At 43.1% G+C, this 19,150-nt stretch carries 16 protein-coding genes and 1 pseudogene; 12 read left to right on the top strand and 5 right to left on the bottom strand.

Translation table 11 applies throughout. From position 1 onward, the window contains the following. The first annotated feature begins 38 nt into the window (after positions 1-38). Positions 39-1,382 carry an MATE family efflux transporter gene (locus NQ502_RS03930; protein WP_028530203.1) on the top strand — a complete coding sequence of 448 codons (1,344 nt, stop codon included), beginning with the start codon at positions 39-41 and terminating at the stop codon, positions 1,380-1,382. A gap of 15 nt (positions 1,383-1,397) precedes the next feature. Here NQ502_RS03930 and NQ502_RS03925 read toward each other — a convergent pair whose 3' ends face one another. From NQ502_RS03925 to NQ502_RS03910, 4 genes are all read right to left on the bottom strand, one after another. Beyond that, positions 1,398-1,913: a DUF4364 family protein gene (locus NQ502_RS03925; RefSeq protein ID WP_028530202.1), complete on the bottom strand. Its 516-nt coding sequence runs from the start codon at positions 1,911-1,913 to the stop codon at positions 1,398-1,400. Between the two features lie 14 nt (positions 1,914-1,927). Further along, a complete protein-coding gene (locus NQ502_RS03920; RefSeq protein ID WP_028530201.1) occupies positions 1,928-2,851 on the bottom strand; it encodes a TIGR01212 family radical SAM protein in 924 nt (307 codons plus the stop codon). A gap of 18 nt (positions 2,852-2,869) precedes the next feature. After that, positions 2,870-3,160: a YerC/YecD family TrpR-related protein gene (locus NQ502_RS03915; protein WP_028530200.1), complete on the bottom strand. Its 291-nt coding sequence runs from the start codon at positions 3,158-3,160 to the stop codon at positions 2,870-2,872. 132 nt (positions 3,161-3,292) lie between these two features. Continuing rightward, on the bottom strand, positions 3,293-3,889 hold the full coding sequence (locus tag NQ502_RS03910) for a DUF1836 domain-containing protein (protein WP_028530199.1): 597 nt from the start codon (positions 3,887-3,889) through the stop codon (positions 3,293-3,295). Positions 3,890-4,115: 226 nt separating this feature from the next. Between NQ502_RS03910 and pcrA the strand changes: the two genes are divergently transcribed. The 7 genes from pcrA (at position 4,116) to NQ502_RS03875 (ending at position 14,922) form a co-directional block, all read left to right on the top strand. Further along, positions 4,116-6,341, top strand: coding sequence for a DNA helicase PcrA (pcrA, locus tag NQ502_RS03905; protein ID WP_028530198.1), 2,226 nt, complete (start codon positions 4,116-4,118; stop codon positions 6,339-6,341). 77 nt (positions 6,342-6,418) lie between these two features. Then, complete coding sequence (locus NQ502_RS03900) at positions 6,419-6,646, top strand: hypothetical protein (protein ID WP_028530197.1); 228 nt, start codon at positions 6,419-6,421, stop codon at positions 6,644-6,646. A gap of 134 nt (positions 6,647-6,780) precedes the next feature. Further along, complete coding sequence (locus tag NQ502_RS03895; RefSeq protein ID WP_028530196.1) at positions 6,781-7,317, top strand: prolyl-tRNA synthetase associated domain-containing protein; 537 nt, start codon at positions 6,781-6,783, stop codon at positions 7,315-7,317. A gap of 17 nt (positions 7,318-7,334) precedes the next feature. Beyond that, the gene (locus NQ502_RS03890; RefSeq protein ID WP_028530195.1) at positions 7,335-8,783 is read left to right on the top strand and encodes an extracellular solute-binding protein; all 1,449 of its coding nucleotides are present in this window, start codon (positions 7,335-7,337) and stop codon (positions 8,781-8,783) included. Between the two features lie 22 nt (positions 8,784-8,805). Further along, entirely contained in the window at positions 8,806-11,760 is a 2,955-nt protein-coding gene (locus tag NQ502_RS03885) for an EAL domain-containing protein (RefSeq protein WP_028530194.1), read from the top strand. Positions 11,761-11,795: 35 nt separating this feature from the next. Then, positions 11,796-13,160: a 23S rRNA (uracil(1939)-C(5))-methyltransferase RlmD gene (rlmD, locus tag NQ502_RS03880; protein ID WP_028530193.1), complete on the top strand. Its 1,365-nt coding sequence runs from the start codon at positions 11,796-11,798 to the stop codon at positions 13,158-13,160. Between the two features lie 289 nt (positions 13,161-13,449). Next, a complete protein-coding gene (locus NQ502_RS03875; protein ID WP_028530192.1) occupies positions 13,450-14,922 on the top strand; it encodes an FRG domain-containing protein in 1,473 nt (490 codons plus the stop codon). Positions 14,923-15,193: 271 nt separating this feature from the next. On the opposite strand, the pseudogene NQ502_RS03870 reads toward NQ502_RS03875, so the two are convergent. Continuing rightward, a pseudogene (locus tag NQ502_RS03870) lies at positions 15,194-16,586 on the bottom strand (transposase). 448 nt (positions 16,587-17,034) lie between these two features. Here NQ502_RS03870 and NQ502_RS03865 point away from each other — a divergent pair. Genes NQ502_RS03865 through NQ502_RS03850 form a run of 4 tightly spaced genes read left to right on the top strand, consistent with a single transcriptional unit; the run spans position 17,035 to position 19,101 of the window. Next, a complete protein-coding gene (locus NQ502_RS03865) occupies positions 17,035-17,331 on the top strand; it encodes a hypothetical protein (protein WP_044983432.1) in 297 nt (98 codons plus the stop codon). Further along, positions 17,331-17,624: a hypothetical protein gene (locus tag NQ502_RS03860; RefSeq protein WP_028529442.1), complete on the top strand. Its 294-nt coding sequence runs from the start codon at positions 17,331-17,333 to the stop codon at positions 17,622-17,624. The genes NQ502_RS03865 and NQ502_RS03860 overlap by 1 nt, the downstream gene beginning before the upstream one ends. 54 nt (positions 17,625-17,678) lie before the next feature. Next, positions 17,679-18,533 (top strand): KilA-N domain-containing protein, encoded by an 855-nt coding sequence (locus NQ502_RS03855; RefSeq protein WP_028529443.1) that lies wholly within the window; start codon positions 17,679-17,681, stop codon positions 18,531-18,533. A gap of 19 nt (positions 18,534-18,552) precedes the next feature. Further along, positions 18,553-19,101 carry a hypothetical protein gene (locus NQ502_RS03850; RefSeq protein ID WP_028529444.1) on the top strand — a complete coding sequence of 183 codons (549 nt, stop codon included), beginning with the start codon at positions 18,553-18,555 and terminating at the stop codon, positions 19,099-19,101. Positions 19,102-19,150: the final 49 nt, after the last annotated feature.

The raw sequence follows: 19,150 nt of genomic DNA, 5'->3' as shown, positions 1-19,150 counted from the left end.
TCCGGCGGGAACACAGGCAAACGAGGAGGAAATAAATTTTGGAACAGTCTTACATGAAAGAGCGGCGGGTGCTGCCGCTGCTTCTGTCGATGTCGGTCCCGATGGTGATCTCTATGCTGGTAAATTCGCTGTATAATATCGTTGACAGTATCTTTGTAGCAAAAATCAGTGAAAATGCAATGACTGCGCTGTCGCTGGTCTTTCCGGTGCAGAACCTGATCAATTCCATTGCCGTTGGATTTGGAGTTGGGATAAGTGCGGTGATCGCAATCTGCCTTGGTGCCGGGAAGCAGAGACAGGCGGATACGGCTGCATCGCAGGGAATGCTGTTTGCCGTACTGCACGGTGTTATTTTGACCGCAGCATGGCTTTTGGGAATGCAGCATTTTCTAAAGATGTTTACAGAAGACGGGGATATTATCCGGGAAGGATGGAATTATTCATCGATTGTTATCAGCTTCTCTGTAGTGATTATGGCGGGCATCACGTTCGAAAAGATTTTTCAGTCTGTGGGAAAGATGAAGATTACCATGATCGGCATGATTTGCGGGTGCGTAGTAAATATTATACTGGATCCCATTATGATATTCGGTCTGGGACCGGTTCCGGCACTCGGTATCAGAGGGGCGGCCTGGGCGACGGGGATCGGGCAGACGGTCACTCTGGTGATCTATGTGGCTGTCTACGCTGCAAAACCACTGAACGTGAAACTGGGAATGAAGAGTCTCAGATGGGATCGTGCCATCTGTATGAGGCTTTACGCGGTGGGGGTACCGGCCGCCATGAACATGGCGCTTCCGTCACTGCTGGTCTCGGCACTGAATGGAATTCTGTCGGCTTTTTCCCAGACATATGTCGTTGTGCTCGGCGTTTACTATAAACTACAGACATTTCTTTACATGCCTGCGAATGGGATCGTACAGGGTATGAGGCCCCTGATCGGCTATAATTACGGGGCAGAAGAAAAACAGCGTGTGAAAAAGATTTACAGAATTGCGCTGATGCTGATCGCAGTGATCATGGGCGCAGGGATGCTGGTATGCCTCGCTCTGCCGGATTATCTGATGGGCATGTTTACGGAAAATCCAGAGACGCTGGAAGCGGGAGCTCAGGCGCTTGGAACGATCAGTGCGGGTTTTCTGGTCTCTGCAGTATCCGTAACCTCAGCTGGAGCGCTGGAAGGTATCGGAAAGGGATTTCCTTCGCTGATGATTTCATTGCTGCGCTATGTGGTCATCATCATACCGGCGGCCTTTTTACTGAGCCGTATATCAGGCGCGGCCGGAGTATGGCATGCGTTTTGGATCGCAGAGGCCGCCACTGCACTCGCTGCGTATCTGATCTACCGCAGGGCGTCAGGACAGCCGTCTCGTCATTCCTGATAAGATAAGTCTGTATCATATCATCAGTTCTTTCATCAGATAAGCATAAATTTCCTGGCTTTTTTTTGACCAGCTGCCACAGATGGCTTTTGCATTGGATTCTTCGGGTACAGTGAGGTTCAGTTCGATCAGCGTACTGGCGCCTTCACGCACCTGACAGCGAACCGTGTATTCCTGCTCCGGAGTCTTGTAGTAATCGGAGATCACGGAGACTTCATTGCGCAGTTCGTATGAGTTTTCATCTAAATATCGGTTGATGTCTTCTTTGATCGGATCCGGTATCTGATTATCGAAGTATGTGATGGTCTTTTTGCCTTCTTCGGTCATGCGGTAGTAGGAAGTGTTGCGGATGACTTCGGCCGTAACAAGATCTGCTTCCAGCATTTCGGAGATTGCCTGCTGGAGGTGAAAATAGCTGGTATATTCCTGACCGAGAATAAAATCAGAAATCTGTGCGTTCGTCAGCGGAAAATTGACTTTCCGCAGCATATATAGAATAATCAGTTTATAGAGGGTCAATGCTTCTGCCATTAAAAATCTCCTTTCTATGTGTGATAAAGTCTGCCCTGCCATGTGTTTTCTGCTTTCATGCGGCGGTGCAGTTCATTGAGCACGGTGCGTTTTGCACTGCTCCATTCGGGAGCGATCAGCAGATCCTTTGGGCCGTCCCCAGTCAGACGGTGGATCACAATATCCGGGGACAGCTGTTCGAGACATGCGATGAGAAGCGTCAGATACTCATCCATAGTTAGCGTCTGAAAGAGTCCTGCCTCGTAGTCGTCTGCCAGGTCTGTGCCTCTCAGAACATGAAGAAGCTGAAGTTTGATTCCCTGTATGGAACAGCTGTTCAGATAGTGAATGGTATCAAGAACATCACAGGGCGTTTCTCCGGGAAGTCCCAGGATGGTGTGTACGATGACATCGAGACCGTGAGAATGGAGATCAGACACGGCTTTCTCGAAACAGGGCAGGTCATATCCTCTTCGGATATAGCGGGCGGTAGATTCGTGCATGGTCTGGAGGCCGAGTTCGACCCAGACCGGTTTGATATGATTCAGCGTATCCAGAAGGCTGAGAATATCGGGTCCCAGACAGTCAGGGCGTGTGCCGATGGACAGTGCAGCAATGTCAGGATGTGAGAGGGCTTCTGTAAAAATGGATTTCAGATACGAAACAGGGGCATACGTGTTGGTGTATGCCTGAAAATAAGCGATATATTTACGGACCGGGCGTTTTTGTGTCAGAACAGCCATCTGTTCCTCAATCTGCTGCGTAATGGTAAGATCCTTGTTTGCAGCAAAATCACCGGATCCGCCGGCGCTGCAGAAAATGCATCCGCGTGTACCCAGAGTTCCGTCTCTGTTGGGGCAAGACATGCCGCCGTTTAAGGCGAGCTTGTATACCTTTTCATGGAATTCTTCTTCCAGCATGGAGTGAAAAGAGTGATAAGGTTTATCCAGCCATTTCATATCATTTCCGTCTCCATGTCATTTGATGTTCAGACGTTCAAAGACCATCTCATATCCGTCGTTCCCATAGGTTAGGGAGCGGTTTACACGGCTGATCGTTGCGGTGGACGCACCGGTTTTTTCGGAAATCTCAAGATACGTTTTCTTCTGCTGCAGCATTTTTGCAACCTCAAAACGCTGCGACAGTGACAACAGCTCATTGATCGTACATACGTCTTCAAAAAAAGTATAACATTCTTCTTTGGATTTTAAACTCAAAATTGCTTCGAAAAGCTGATCGACAGCCTCAGTATGAATCGTTTTGCTCATAAGATTACTCCTTACACAATATTATGTGCCTACCTGCATATTTTAACACGTTAAAATTTTGGTGTAAAGAAGAGTAGAATAAAAAACTGCTGCAAAACGAAAATAATTCGTATGCAGCAGTACAGGTTCCGTTTACTTTTTTTCTGAAGGAAAAAGATCGATCAGATTCTCAATAATCTGTTTCTTTACATAGACGTCAAAACTGAGCAGACAGATAAATGAAAACAGCTGAAGAAAGCTCTGTTCCTCTTCCGGAGCATCTGTGAAAGTCTCCGCTGATGTCTGATAATATTTGCGGACATCTTCTTTCATGGATTCGATCTCTGATTTTTCAAGACTGAAGACTTCATTATAAATTTCTGTCAGGCTGATACCGTCTCCTTCGTGAAAACATTTATCCGTAATCGGTCTCAGCAATGACTGAATGTCATTGATGGACAGAATACTCTTGAAATAATAGATAAAGATCAGCAGCAGAATGTGTTCCGTGGAATACTTCTTCTTGTCGGGAGGCGGAAGAAGATTATTCTTGGTATAATTGTTGATCATCGTTTTTGTAAGGATTTTATCACTCTCATACCGTTTGGAGGCGGCCAGCTGAGCATCCATAAAGGTGGTTACCTGATCCATATATAAAGGGATGTTCGGTACGTCCCCGGGCCTGATATAATCGATGCGTGAAATACTCTCCAGGATACTGTTGATAATATCATTTGTGTCAATTGTCATTGAATGTGTCACCTCGTAAAAATATCTGATAGTCTACAAATTATATTATATAGTTTTTAATACTAGATGACAAGAGGTTTTTTGCCCGTTGTCTATGCAGATTATCGGGGTTTAAAAATGATAAGCGCGGTTGTGTTTAAACTGTTTGCATTAATACTCCGCACGTAATATAATAAAACGTACGGGTAAAAGTTGAAAAGAAAATGAGATGGAGTTTACATAATTTATGAGCATTTATGACAGTTTAAATCCACAACAGCAGGAGGCTGTGTACTGCACAGAGGGACCGCTGCTGATTCTGGCAGGGGCAGGTTCAGGAAAGACACGTGTTTTGACACACCGCATTTCTTATCTGATAGAAGAAAAGGGTATAAATCCATGGAATATCATGGCTATTACATTTACGAATAAGGCTGCGGGAGAGATGAAAGAGCGGGTTGAGCATACGGTGACACGCGGTGCCGACAGTGTCTGGGTCAGCACTTTTCACTCCAGCTGCGTGCGGATTCTGCGCCGCTATATAGACAGGATCGGATACGGTACGAGTTTCACCATATATGACTCGGACGATTCCAAGTCTGTGATGAAAGAAGTCTGTAAAACACTGAACATCGATACAAAACTTTATAAGGAACGGATGCTGCTTTCGGCAGTATCCTCCGCTAAAAATGAGATGATATCTCCTGAAGACTACGAACGCAATATCGGCGGGGAATGGAGTAAAAAGACAATAGCGCGTGCATACAGGGAGTATCAGAATCGTCTGAAAAAGAGCAATGCTCTCGATTTTGATGATCTGCTGGTTAAGACAGTGGAGCTTTTCGAGAAGTGTCCGGAAGTTTTGGAATACTATCAGGAGCGTTTTCGTTACCTGATGGTCGATGAGTATCAGGACACCAATACAGTTCAGTTCCGCTTCGTCAGTCTGTTGGCAGGGAAGTACAGGAACCTCTGCGTGGTGGGAGATGACGATCAGTCCATATACAAATTCAGGGGGGCTGACATAGGAAATATCCTCGGATTTGAAAAGGTATTTCCGGATGCAAAGGTGATTCGGCTGGAACAGAATTACCGTTCCACCCAGAATATTCTGGATGCGGCGAATGAAGTTATCAGAAATAATATGGAGCGAAAGGAAAAAACTCTCTGGACGGACAATGAAAAAGGCTATCCCGTTCGGTTCCGGCAGTTCCTGAATGCATTTGAAGAGGCGGAATTTATAGCCGGAGATATCAGGAAGCTGGTTCGGGAGGGCGATGCGGCATATAAAGATTTTGCTATCTTATACCGGACGAACGCTCAGTCGCGGCTGTTTGAGGAAAAATTCCTGATGGCAAACATCCCATACCGTCTGGTAGGCGGAGTTAACTTTTATGCGCGTAAGGAGATTAAAGATCTGCTGGCATATTTAAAGACAATTGATAATGCGCAGGATGACCTTGCCGTGAGAAGAATTATCAATGTGCCGAAACGAGGGATTGGAGCGGCAACGCTCATGAAAGTGCAGATGTACGCGACGGAGCGGGATATGAGCTTTTATGAGGCTCTGGAGGATGAAGGGATCAGTGCAGCTGTAGGGCGCAGCGGCAGTAAACTGGTTCCGTTTGTAAGCCTGATCCAGCGAATGAGGTCCCAGCTTGAGTATCTGTCCGTCTCAGAGCTTTTGACGCAGGTGATCGAGGAGACCGGCTATGTAAAAGAACTGGAGGCAGAGGGAACGGACGAGTCCCGCGCTCGAATTGAGAATATAGACGAGCTGCTTACAAAAGCAGTGACGTATGAGGAAGAGCATGAGACGCCGACGCTGGACGGCTTTCTGGAAGAAGTTGCACTCATAGCTGACATTGATACAGTGGAGGACGGAGATGACAGAGTGCTCCTGATGACGCTTCACAGTGCCAAGGGACTGGAATTTGCATACGTTTATATGGCGGGGATGGAAGACGGTATTTTCCCAAGTTATATGACGATCACGTCGGATGACCCGTCCGAGATCGAGGAGGAGAGAAGGCTGTGTTATGTCGGCATCACGCGGGCTATGAGGGGACTGACGCTTACCAGTGCACAGCAGCGGATGATACGGGGAGAGACACAATACAATAAAGTTTCCCGCTTTATCCGGGAGATACCGAGGGAACTGGTTGATGTGGGGCATGAGATCAAAGAGCGGGAAAGTAAAGCAGATCAGATACTGGCGAGCAGCAGTTATCGTCAGATGAAAGAGGCATTCAGGGCTCAGGTATTCCAGCCGCAGCAGTTTAAAGTGACGAAGGCGGAAAGACTGGACTATACGGTCGGAGACACGGTGCGCCATGTCAAATTCGGCACCGGTGTGGTGGAATCAGTTGTTGAGGGCGGAAAAGATTTTGAAGTGACAGTAAATTTTGAAAAGTACGGTATTAAAAAAATGTTTGCTGCTTTTGCAAAGCTGAAAAAAATTCCAAAAGTTTAAAATTCAGATTTTTGTGGTAAAATATTGAAGATGGTGTTATAATATTTCTAATTAATAGAGAGGACGGTGTTCTTAAAATGAATAAAATTGATGAACTGATGGCAATGCTGCAAAAAAAAGAAAAAGAAGACAAGAGTAAGAATACACTGTTATGGGTTTTGGCGATCGTAGGTGCTGTTGCTGCAGTAGCAGGTATTGCATATGCAGTCTATCGCTTCTTTACGCCGGATTATCTGGAAGATTTTGAAGATGATTTCGATGATGACTTTGATGATTATTTCGAGGATGAGGAGACAGAGGAATAATAATGTCAGAAAGCATTCCCGATGCCGATTTGGTATCGGGAATTTTCATTTATGCGGAAAGTTATTTAAGATTGCAGACTGCCATATTTTGGAGTATGATTGTGTGAAAGACTCATTTTTGAAAGGACAGAATTATGACAGAATTAGTACATGGGCGGCCCGGGGATGCGGCTGGCCGTTTGGATAAAGAGATACGTACATATGATCTTCTGGATCAGCTGGGAATACCGTATGAGCGGGTGGATCATGAAGCACTGGCGACAATCGATGCCTGCGGGGAAGTGGATGAAGTACTCGGAGTGGAAATATGTAAGAATCTGTTTCTGTGCAACAGACAGCAGACAGACTTTTATCTTCTGATGCTGCCCGGAGGCAAGCAGTTTAAGACGAAGGATTTATCATCGAGACTCGGTGTATCCAGGCTGTCCTTTGCAAAGCCCGAATTCATGGAAGAATTCCTGGATATCACACCGGGAGCGGTCAGTGTGATGGGGCTGATGAATGACACAAAGAAGAGGGTACAGCTGGTGATCGATCAGGAGGTACTGGAACATACGGAAGTTGCCTGCCATCCCTGTGTAAATACGACGAGCATTAAACTGTCGGTCCGGGATCTGCTGGGAAAATTCCTGCCCGCTGTAGGGCATGAAGCCGTCTGCGTAAAATTATAGGATCAAGGAGAAGAAAAATGAAAAAAACAAAGGTTATGGCTGCCGCTGCAGCATTTGCCGTTTTGACGATGATGATGGGTGGCTGCGGGGGAAAGAGTAGTCTGGACCCTGACAATCCGGTTACGATAGAGGTACAGACCTACTATAATGGTGCACATAAAATTGCATTTGATGAGCTTGTGACAGAGTTTAACAATACGGTGGGAAGTGAGAAGGGTATTTTTGTAAAACACATCAGCAGCGGAGACCTGAACGAACTGATTGAGAACCTGGAGTTTGAGCTGAGCAAGCCGGAGGATGAGAGGGAGCTTTCCGATCTCTTCAGCTGCTATGCCTCAACGGCCCTGAAATTCGAGGAACAGGGTCTGCTGGTTGATCTGGATGACTGGTTCAGCGAGGAGGAACTGTCGGAATATCTGGATGCATATATCGAAGAGGGCCGGATGGGCAGTGATCAGGCACTGACTTTATTTCCGACTGCAAAATCGACTGAGGTGATGACTGTGAATATGACGGACTGGGAACCGTTTGCCAATGATACCGGTGCTGTACTGGAAGATCTTTCGAGCTGGGAAGGTGTGGCCGAAACAGCAGAAACGTATTACGAGTGGACGGATGCAAAGACCGATACGCCCGACGACGGCAAAGCGCTGTTTGGCATGGATGCGTTTGCAAACTTTGTGCTGACCGGACTGCATCAGCTTGGAGCCGATCCGTTTCAGGTTAAAGACGGAACAGTAGAATTGAATATGGATAAGGAGGCCATGCGCAGAATATGGGATGTGTATTACGTGCCTTACATCAGCGGGTATTATGCAGAGTATGGCAGATTCCGGTCAGATGACATGAAAACCGGTGATCTGATAGCATCCGTGGGATCTTCTTCCGGAGCTTCATATATGCCGACAGAAGTTACGGTTGGAGATGCTGAGCCGTATCCGATTGAGACGGAAGAACTGGCGGTGCCTAACTTTGAAGGGGCGGATCCGGTTGCCGTGCAGCAGGGAGCGGGTATGGTGGTCAGCAAGTCCGATGAGGTCCGTGAAGAAGCTACAGTCATATTTTTAAAATGGTTTACGGACTCCTATGTGAATACACAGTTCTGCATACAGTCTTCCTACCTACCCGTCAAAAAAGAGGCAAATCAGTTATCGTTTATTGAAGAGGTCGTAGAGAATGAAAAACTGGAATGGAATGAAGAAATCCGCAGGACAATGGAAGTTTCCTTTGAAGAGAGTACACATTATGAACTGTATACAATGCCTGTATTTGAAGGAAGTGACGCGTGCAGGACAGTGATCGGAAATTCGCTGAGAGAAAAAGCGGCCGGTGACAGGGAACAGGTCAAAATCCGTCTGGAAGAGGGGACACAGTCTCTGGAAGAAATCGTGAACGAATTTAATACGGATGAACAGTTTGATAACTGGTGTGAAGAGTTTACACAACAATTGAAAGAGAACTTATAAACCAATTACTGAGGTTGCCTTCATGAAATTAAGAAAACCGAAGAACATTTCGATTTTTAAGAAACTGCTTGCCTCCATGATGGCAGTGGTAATTCTTCAGGGAGTACTGTTTCTCTCGGTCCTTTATATTAACGGCGGATTTCACTATCTCAAAGAAAATGCCTGTGAGAGTTTCAGCAGCACTGCGGGAGCCAGAAAAAATACACTGGAAAATCTGATGGTGAAAGGCTGGTCTGATTTCGGTGATTATCCGAAGCGGATTCAGGAGACAATAAAAACCGAACTGGAAAACAGGGGAAGAAACATACAGGATCTGAATTCTGACAAAAAATTGAATAACGAGATCATCCTTGCAGTATCAGAAGACATCATGGACCTTCTTCGCAGGAATATGATTACGGAATCTTTTATTATATTGAATGGATATGGGGAAAGTGATGAATACTGCGGTCTCCTTGTGCGCGACCTGGATCCGGATACTTATTCGGGGACTGAAGATCTTCTGCTTGAGGTTGGGTCTGTCAGTGTTGCCAAGGAACTCGGCCTCGCGCTGGACTCTTACTGGACGGCCAAATTTACGCTGAGCAAAGAGGCGGGTAATTTGGATGTGTACAGTAAACCTGTGGAGGCGGCCAGTTTTTATACGGAAAGAAAACCTCTGGAGCTTGGTTACTGGTCATCATTTTTCCGATGGAAAGACAATGATATGAAAGTTTTGACTCACTCCATACCGCTGGTTCAGGATGGAGTCGTCTACGGAGTTCTGGGTATATCAGTTTCGGAAGATTATATGGAGTCGCTACTGTTGCCAAATGAGCTGGATCAGGGAGGGAAGGCCTCTTATATGCTTGCAACGACCAACAGAAGTCAGGACGCATATACGCCCGTTCTTTCCACAGGCCTGATTCAGAACGAGATCAGCAAAGAGAGCACACTGACATTTGCAGAGAAACCAATCGGCCAAAAGGTTTATGATATGGAAGGCACTGACAACTGCGGCAGTATTCATCAGATCAATCTTTACAACAGGACTTCACCGTTTTTTGCCACAAAGTGGAATCTGATCGGAATACAGCCGAAGGATGTACTGTACAGTACCTCCGCACATCTGCAGCTGGCTATCGTTATGGCATTTGTGATTTCCATTATACTGGGTATAACGGGAGCCGTATTGGGAAGCTATTTTTTTACCAAGCCCATCAAGCGCATGGTGCGGGTGCTGAAGTCCAAAAATGCGGAAGAAGAGCTGGAATTTGACGATTCTGACGTCCGCGAAATTCAGGCGCTCGGAAATGCAATGAAATTCTTAAATGAGACAGTGCGTGAAAATGCTTCGAAATTGTCACAGATCATTGAGCTGGTAGATCTTCCTCTGGGAGCCGTTGAATATCGTATGGACTCCGACAAAGTGTTCTGCACGCAGAAAGTACTTACCATGCTGAAATTCGATCCCGCGCGCTGCGAAAACCGGCTGATCGACAGGGAATATTTTGATCTGTATCTGAAAAACAATAAGCTGGATGATCTGCTTAGCGTCAGCGCTGAAAAGGATTTTTGCGTTCCGGGTGAGGCTTCTCAGCAATGGATACATTTTAAATCCATGGCAGAACCTGAGCGGGTACTGATCACTGTGATGGACATTACCCAGGATGTGAATGAGAAGCAGAAAATAGAATATGAGAGAGACTATGATATACTGACACATCTGCTGAACAGAAGGGCATTTAAGAGAAAAGTCAGTGAGATTCTGAATCATGCGGAAAGCAGAAAACAGCTTGGCGCCATGATCATGTGGGATCTGGACAATCTAAAGTATGTCAATGATGCGTATGGACATGACTATGGGGATAAATATATACAGCGTGCGGCGCAGATTTTTGGGAGCCTGGGAGGGGAACACACCCTTGTCGGAAGAATCTCGGGAGATGAATTTCTGGCGTTCGTGCCGGAATGCGGATCGAGAGAGGAACTGCTCGACAGCGTTTACCGGATCAAGGACCGGCTGAATACGACGAAACTCATTATGCCGGACAAAGAAGAAATCGCACTTCGTGCTTCAGGCGGTATCGCCTGGTATCCGGATGACGGCATTACATATGATGAGCTGAAGCGCTATGCGGACTTTGCCATGTATGATACGAAGAACAGCTACAAGGGTGCTGTGAAAGAGTTTGACAGAAAATCCTATGAAAAGGATTACCTTCTTATCCAGGGCAGAGAGAAATTGAATAAGCTGATTGAAGATAAGGCTATTACCTATGTGTTCCAGCCGATTGTAGACACCTCGGATGGCAGTGTATTTGCCTATGAAGCGCTGATGCGGCCCACAATCATGGAACTGGCTTCTCCGGCCGATGTGATGCGTCTTGCAAGCGATCAGTCCAGGCTTCCGGATATTGAAGAGCTGACTTTCACTCAGGCATTGTATGAGTACAGCAGGCAGCGCGAGGCTTTTGGAGACTGCAAACTGTTCATCAATTCAATACCGAATCAGCTGATAAGCCCGGAGGTGGAGAAACATCTGCTTGAGCAATATCCGGACTGCAGGGGAAGGCTGGTCATTGAAATCATGGAGAGTGAACAGGCGGATGGTGAGATCATGAGAGAAAAGCATGAGATGGCCGGCCGGCTCGGGGCGGGGATCGCGATTGATGATTTTGGTTCGGGATACAGTTCAGAATCCACACTGCTCTATATGCAGCCGCAGTATGTGAAGATTGACATCAGCATTGTCCGGAATATTGACGACGATGAGGATAAACAGTCGCTTGTCGCTAACTTTATGAGCTATACAAAAGCCCGCGGCATCAAAGTCATAGGTGAAGGCGTAGAGACAAGGGCTGAGATGGAAACGCTGACGGCTCTGGGCGTCGAATACCTTCAGGGGTATTACGTAGGCAGACCATCCCGTCAGGCCAGCCAGATCGATGACGGTATCCGCAGGGAAATTGAAAGGATTAACCGTATACGAAAGTAACGGAAAAGAGAATAATTGAGAAGTGAGGAAGTATTATGAAAAAAGGCGATATCTGCCAGGGGACAATATCCGGCGTAGACTTTCCGAATAAGGGAAGGATATGTCTGGAAGACAACACGGTAACTGTAAAAAACGGGATTCCAGGACAGAAAATCGAATTTATGGTCAATAAAAAACGCGGAGGCCGTCTGGAGGGACGGCTTCTTAAGGTTCTGGAGAAGTCCCCGCTTGAGAAGCGCGAGCCGGTCTGCAGCATCTTTCCGGCGTGCGGAGGATGTATGTACCAGACGATGCCGTATGATGAACAGCTGGAGATGAAACAGAATCAGGTGAAAAAACTGCTGGACGATGTCATCCGGGAGGAATATGTGTTTGAACCGATCAAGAGAAGCCCCAGAGAGTTTGCGTACAGGAACAAGATGGAATTTTCTTTCGGCGACGAGTATAAGGGAGGCCCGCTGTCACTTGGGCTCCATAAAAAAGGCAGCACGTATGATGTCCTGACGGCAGCAGACTGCCGACTCGTCCATGAGGATATGACAAAGATTCTCACATGTGTGCTGGAGTTTTTTCAGGAAAAAGGCGTGGGTTATTATTATAAGAAGATGCAGCATACAGGATATCTGCGGCATCTGCTGCTCAGGAGGGCGGATACCACAGGAGAGATCCTGGTAAACCTGGTGACTACTTCACAGGAAGAGCACGATCTTCAGCCGCTCACTGAGCGTCTGCTTGGCATCGATACACAGGGGAAGATCGTGGGTATCCTGCACATCATCAATGATTCACTGTCTGATGTCGTGAAAAGTGACGAGACAAGAATCCTGTACGGCCAGGATTTTTTCTATGAGGAATTACTGGGACTCAAATTCAAGATCACCCCGTTTTCATTTTTCCAGCCTAATTCCGGAGCAGCAGAGGTGCTGTATAATACAGTGCGGGAGTATATCGGAGATACAAGGGATATGACGGTGTTTGACCTGTACAGCGGTACGGGTACGATCTCCCAGATTGCCGCGGCAGTAGCCCGCAGTGTGGTGGGCGTGGAGATTGTAGAGGAGGCGGTGGAGGCTGCGAAAGAAAATGCGGCCATGAACGGGATCACAAACTGCACGTTTGTCGCCGGCGATGTACTGAAGGTTCTCGATGATCTGACCGGGAAGCCGGATTTAATTATTCTGGATCCTCCGAGAGACGGAATCCATCCGAAGGCACTGCCGAAAATCCTGGACTACGGTGTGGAGAGGATCGTCTATATTTCCTGCAAGCCGACGAGCCTGGCACGCGACCTGGAGCTGATACAGGAGCGGGGCTACAGGGTGGATAGGTGTGTTTGTGTTGACCAGTTCGTGCATACGGTGCACGTGGAGACCGCCGTGCTTCTCGTGCGGAAAACTTGATTCTAGGCGATGTTGCGGGATTATTTGAAGAAAATGGAGTTGTGTTTTTGTGGAAGGTGAGATGGATAAGTTTCCGCAGATAAGGGGACGGGGATAACGCCGGAGAGTTTGAAAATGAGGGTTTTGTTGGATAAAAGATACAATCTGGCAAAAGGTATATTCTGCGGCAAAACTATTAGTTGGTATCGACTTTAGTATCAGGATTGTTTTAGTCAACTATTTTTCTGTGTAAAAACTCGTAGTGTATGATGTAATTTAAACTGATAATAGATAAGAGGGGGAAATTCTAATGATTGATGTTGAAACAATCAGAATAAATTCAGTTGAAGAATATTATCAAATAGTTGAGAAGTACAAAGGCAATAATTTATTTAGAGGTCAAGCTGTTTCTGAGTGGGATATAGTTCCAGGGGCATTTCGAGGGAATTGTGTGAAGGATAGGGTGGCAGAAGAATGTCGAAAATTTAGTCTAGTCCAGACGGAAGAGGTTTTAAAGAAAATACTAGAATTACAGCATTGGGGTGAGAAGACACGTTTATGTGATTTGTCTATAAATCCGTCTGTGTCACTTTATTTTGTAATAGAAGACGATACACAACATGATAAAGATGGGGCTGTTTTTATAATCGATAGAGATAAAGCATGCAATTTTAACAGTGTACAAATAAAAATTTTGATGCGAATAGCACAAGGGGATTTATATAACTTTCGAGTAATAAAGGATGCAGTGAAAAATGAATTACATCTAGATTTATCTGATGAAGAAATTAAAGAAGTTATTACAAAAAATGCTGTTATTGATTATGACATGGGTATAGCGTATTCAAACCCTAGAGCAATAATACAAGGAGGAACAGGTATCTATTTTGGTTATGCTTTTGACCGTGAAGACAATTTAGTGGAAAAAGGGAGCTTGGATATTGAAGGAATTATCAAAAAGATAATTATTCCACATGATATAAAACCCCAAATTATTGAACATCTAAATATGATTGGAATTTATGGTGATTTGCTTTATGATAAGGCAAAAGCTGTGTCAAACAGTAGACTGTCATATGATATCCAAGAATTTGAAAATAGAGAAAAATCTTTTGGTCAAAAAGTGACATTGGGTGTATATGTGTCCGAGTTGTCATTTACCGATGATGATATCCAAAGGCTTGTAGATGAAGTATACATAAAATACAAGACCCAATATGGCAAATCAGCACGAATATGGATTAATGTGTATCATGATTTAGAAGATAGGAGACTTACCAGTTCTAATTGGATTGCGAGAACGATTCCTAATAGTAATTTCACTAATTATAATTTAATATTTAATGAAAATTATCGAACTTCAAGAATGGTTAATCTAAATAAGGAAATTTCTATATTTGAAATTATGCGTTTAACAGAACCAATTGTTAAAGAATGTAAACAATTTTTGTTAGAAGTAGAACGTGCATATGATTTATTTCAAAATAGATATATTATGAGAGATAAATATGGCGAAGTTTTAAATATGGCTTATATTAAACGACATAAAATAATTTTCGGTGATTTAAATGATATAGAGCATGGTGGGGAGCGATATGATATGTACTATGAAGGTGCTTATAATTTTTGCCAAAGTGTTTACGATTTAGCTTGGGAACTTTGTAATGACATAGGAAAAGGGGAACAAGATAGCTTTTTAGAGTGGCGTTATGACAAATGGCATGAAAAGTGTTTGAGAAATTATGCATTATACTATTTAGCTGTAAGAAATCTATCAATTTAGAACACAATAGAAGGAACTTATCAAAAAGGAAATTTAGATAATTAATATATTAGGTAATTGCGAAACAAGTTCGTAATCTTGATTCCAAACAGGGTAGAATTGCTGCATTGCAGCAATTCTAAGATAAAAGTTACAGTTTTCATAAAATAGGCGCACTTAATAAAGCTATGAAACTATTAAGTTGGTAAGACCTACGCAATGAGCGGTTTGATACTTCGTATAAATTGATGTTGATGTATTTTGTCAGCTAGCACGACTGAAATAAGTTGTGTTATTCCTGAAAGAATAAGGTCTGCATGAAGTGTCCTTTCGTTTTGAGTCTTACGACCAGCAAGTCCAAAGCAGTCTTTGAAGTGATTTATGGAACGTTCGACTGTTGTACGGATTTTATATATTGAATCCCATTCGGCAGTACCACGAAGTGTACCAGGATAGGCACGAAGATCTTTTTCGGGATAAATGTATATCATGCGGCCGCATTTGGAATTCGTGCAAGGACTATCACAAGTACATTTACGATGTGATTTTTGCGTTTCAGGATTATAATCCCAAATCATTTTAGGACATACGAACTTGTATCTTGGAACCCCGCTGCGGAGTTTGGAGATACATTCATATTTCATTGGGAGTGTTTCATCTTTTGGACAGCAAGGGATGCCATCTTCATTGATTTTGTAATCAACATTTTCAAGATGAGATCTTGAATTTAAGGGAATATATGCAGCCTTAAAGTGTTTGTCCCCGCCAAATGTATCACCGGTGAGAAGCGATTTATATAATCCTACAGAATCAAAAGCAGCATCACCAAGAAAAGTTTTTGGATTTATCAGAGGATGCGCCTTGAAGAAGTCCTGCAGCATTGGAATGAGGAGCCTTGCATCATGAATGGATTTATCTTCATCAGGAGAATCAGATTTCTTGTTTGGAACAAGTTCAGGATGGGCCAATAAAAAGTCCTTATTGTAAAACTCAAGATGACGGACAATGCCCAGACCATTTGTGACAATACCGATCTTATAAGCGTAGCAGAAATGACCATCGACATAAAGCTGCTTGATTTGAACATTAGAAGCACAATGAGCTGGCATAGATCCATAAGCAGCCTTGTAAGGGTCAAAGTTAGAATCAAAGTGATTTGCTTTTGCATAGGCTTTTAGCTGTTTGATGATTCGGTTAGCAAACTTTGGATTATTTTCAGTTACCCATGCTTCGATTCCAGAAGAATCAAAAATGGTCATGTTGGCTTTTTCAAAATCAATTGCTTGGCAGATAGGTTCGGTAACATCAACAAGGTTATTGAAAACTAATTGTAAGTCCGAAAGAAAGACTTGTTTAAAACGAGTGATTTTAGATGCATCAGGAACTTTGGTAAAGCCACAGAACTCACGAAGATGTCTGGAATACTTGAGAAAAACAAGAAGTAAGGAATCAGTCGGAATTGAAAAAATCCGCTGAATAATAAGTGCCCATAAAAAGGCATGCAAAGGGTATTTACGGGATCTACCCGTTGATGCATAGAAGTGATTCCGGAAGGAATCGGGAATAATTTCATCAAGATCGATGTTTGATTGAAGAAGTGACAGAAACTCAGGCTTGTCAGATTCATAAATTTCCTGACAATCTGAAAAAACATCTGCCAATGAAAGCTGATTACATGGTATAATAGCCATAAGATAACTCCTTTCAGGGTTTTGTTTAATTGTTTCTCGACAATTCAATTATAACATACCTGTGAGGAGTTATTCCATTTTAAACAGTAAAAAAGCCTGCAAAATCAAGGCTTATGGCGTTTTGCAAACGCCTATAATTAATATATTATTAAGAGGTGGGATATAGAAAAGTTGTTGCTGTTTCAAACTTGATATAGTAAAAATATTATTATGCGAAAACAATGCATACATTTCAGCGATGCATTTACTATTTAATGTGGGGTAAAGGGGTAAATTTTATCTAAGAGGGGTGAAAAATCATCAAAAGGGGTAATTCCCAAAGTTAGGTACTCTATAAAAAAAGATAGGAAAATCTTTTGCCATGTAGTATAAAAGACAACTTTCACCGCATGTTGAAACCATTGTACTTTTGTCCCACAAATCACCAGACAGCACTATAAATGTGAAAGTGGAATTTGGAGAAGGTGAGGGTAAAGTACCTTTGGATGCGATAGCAGAGCGTGCAAAGAAATATCAGCCCAAACAGAAAATTACATATAAAATGATACAGGAGTATGTAGAGAAGAAATATGGATTTAAAGTACATACTGCTTATATCGCGGAGATAAAGAGGTTCTTAGGATTGACAATATATGATGCCCCTAAGGCAGTAGAAGAATTGAAACAACCGAGAAAGCATCCGCCGAAAGAAAAGTTAGAAGCGATAACGGATGCACTTAAATATTTTGAGGTAATCTAATGGATAAAAAGATTTATCAGATTGCAGAGCAGATAGGCCAATTACATCAGGAAGCTTATGAGATTTATTTGCCATTGGTCGAGGATGTATGTAGTAGAAAAGCATCAGAGGTTGAATTGTCACATCTTTTTGACTATTTATTGGACTTTGCATGCGATGAAGAGATATTGGGATTGTATAAAAGAGTGTGCAGAAGCTATTTGTATGTATATCCGAGATGCATCAAATTTTATATTGAAGCACATCGGGCAATGTGGGAAGATGGAGATAGTTATTCAATAGAACTTCCTTAAAGGGAAAGAGGATGCGTTGTTTCAAAATATTATGATATGATTGCAGGAGAAGCGATGGGAAAAATAATTAAAGATACAATCCATGCAAATGGAATAGATATTGGAATTTATACGCAGGATTTTGAAAATGAATTTATTTCATTGACAGATATTGCTCGCTATAAAAGTGATGATCCTACAGCAGTTATTCAAAACTGGATGAGAAATCGAGATGTAATAGAATTCCTGGGATTATGGGAGAGGCTGCATAATTTAGATTTTAAACCCCTCGAATTCGAGGGGTTTAAAAAGCAGGCAGGAGCCAATGCATTTACAATGTCACCAAAAAAATGGATAGAAGCTACGAACGCTATTGGTATTGTTTCAAAGGCAGGACGTTATGGTGGAACATATGCCCATAGTGATATTGCCATGTCTTTCGCAACGTGGATTTCTCCTGAGTTCCAGTTATATATCATGAAGGATTACAGAAGATTAAAGACAGATGAGAATAGTCGATTATCTTTGAATTGGAATTTAAACAGGGAAATTTCCAAGTTAAATTATAGGATACATACGGATGCCATCAAGGATAATCTGATACCACCAGAATTAACGCCCGCACAGGTAGCGTATACATATGCTAATGAAGCAGATATGTTGAATGTGGTTTTATTTGGAAAGACAGCGAGGCAATGGAAAGATGAAAATCCAACGGTGAAAGGAAATATGCGAGATGTAGCAACATTGAATCAGTTATTGGTGCTTGCAAACCTGGAATGCTATAATGCGGTTTTGATTAACCAGGGGAACAAACAAAAGGAGAGAATGGGGTTGCTTCGGCAATTGGCGGTACAGCAATTGCAAACGTTGGAAACAGTAAGCTTGAATAATCTGCCTAAATTAGAAGCGGGATCCAATAAGAAGTAGGTAAAAAAGTGATGGGTAAATGGGTATGAAATATGAACTTTTCTTTTTGAATAATATACATGATTCTATGGAAATGGTAAATGTAGAGTTAGATCCATTTTTTGATTTATTTAGTCAGGGTGATTTTGATGAATTAACCATGAAACATATTATATTGAATTTGGCAAACTGTTTGGAATTACTTGTTAAATATAGATTAGAGCAAGAACATTGGACGCTCATTTTTACTGATTTGAATAAGGCTAAATATTCAGATTATTTGGCAGGAGACTTTGTAAGTGTTGATGTTAAATCCGGAATTTTGAGATTAAAGAATGTATGTGAAATGGAATATACATTCGTTGCCAGTATGCATATTTATCAATATAGAAATCGATTGATGCATTATACCTTAAATAGTACATTTGAACAGATAATAAAAGACGTAGCCGACGCTATGAAAGAAATAGCAGAGTTTGTTGAGAAAGAGATTATTAAAGACTTACCTCAAGAAGCTCAAAAAGATTTTCAAGATACAATAGTTGATTATAGAAAATATGCAGAAGCATTAAAAAAGTTGAAACTATAAGTTTTGTGGGAATCTGGTAATACCGTGGAGACAGTTGTTCTTTTGGGTA

This window comes from Ruminococcus gauvreauii (assembly GCF_025151995.1).
Lineage (GTDB): Bacteria > Bacillota > Clostridia > Lachnospirales > Lachnospiraceae > Ruminococcus_G > Ruminococcus_G gauvreauii.
Note: the sequence above shows the minus strand (reverse complement) of the source record. Positions and strands in the feature narration are given on the sequence as shown.

Coding starts and splice junctions, on each gene's coding strand:
- NQ502_RS03915 (WP_028530200.1), bottom strand. CDS start 3,160: ATGAGCAAAACGATTCATACTGAGGCTGTCGATCAGCTTTTCGAAGCA.
- pcrA (WP_028530198.1), top strand. CDS start 4,116: ATGAGCATTTATGACAGTTTAAATCCACAACAGCAGGAGGCTGTGTAC.
- rlmD (WP_028530193.1), top strand. CDS start 11,796: ATGAAAAAAGGCGATATCTGCCAGGGGACAATATCCGGCGTAGACTTT.
- NQ502_RS03875 (WP_028530192.1), top strand. CDS start 13,450: ATGATTGATGTTGAAACAATCAGAATAAATTCAGTTGAAGAATATTAT.
- NQ502_RS03910 (WP_028530199.1), bottom strand. CDS start 3,889: ATGACAATTGACACAAATGATATTATCAACAGTATCCTGGAGAGTATT.
- NQ502_RS03850 (WP_028529444.1), top strand. CDS start 18,553: ATGGGTATGAAATATGAACTTTTCTTTTTGAATAATATACATGATTCT.
- NQ502_RS03920 (WP_028530201.1), bottom strand. CDS start 2,851: ATGAAATGGCTGGATAAACCTTATCACTCTTTTCACTCCATGCTGGAA.
- NQ502_RS03895 (WP_028530196.1), top strand. CDS start 6,781: ATGACAGAATTAGTACATGGGCGGCCCGGGGATGCGGCTGGCCGTTTG.
- NQ502_RS03890 (WP_028530195.1), top strand. CDS start 7,335: ATGAAAAAAACAAAGGTTATGGCTGCCGCTGCAGCATTTGCCGTTTTG.
- NQ502_RS03855 (WP_028529443.1), top strand. CDS start 17,679: ATGGGAAAAATAATTAAAGATACAATCCATGCAAATGGAATAGATATT.
- NQ502_RS03900 (WP_028530197.1), top strand. CDS start 6,419: ATGAATAAAATTGATGAACTGATGGCAATGCTGCAAAAAAAAGAAAAA.
- NQ502_RS03860 (WP_028529442.1), top strand. CDS start 17,331: ATGGATAAAAAGATTTATCAGATTGCAGAGCAGATAGGCCAATTACAT.
- NQ502_RS03925 (WP_028530202.1), bottom strand. CDS start 1,913: ATGGCAGAAGCATTGACCCTCTATAAACTGATTATTCTATATATGCTG.
- NQ502_RS03885 (WP_028530194.1), top strand. CDS start 8,806: ATGAAATTAAGAAAACCGAAGAACATTTCGATTTTTAAGAAACTGCTT.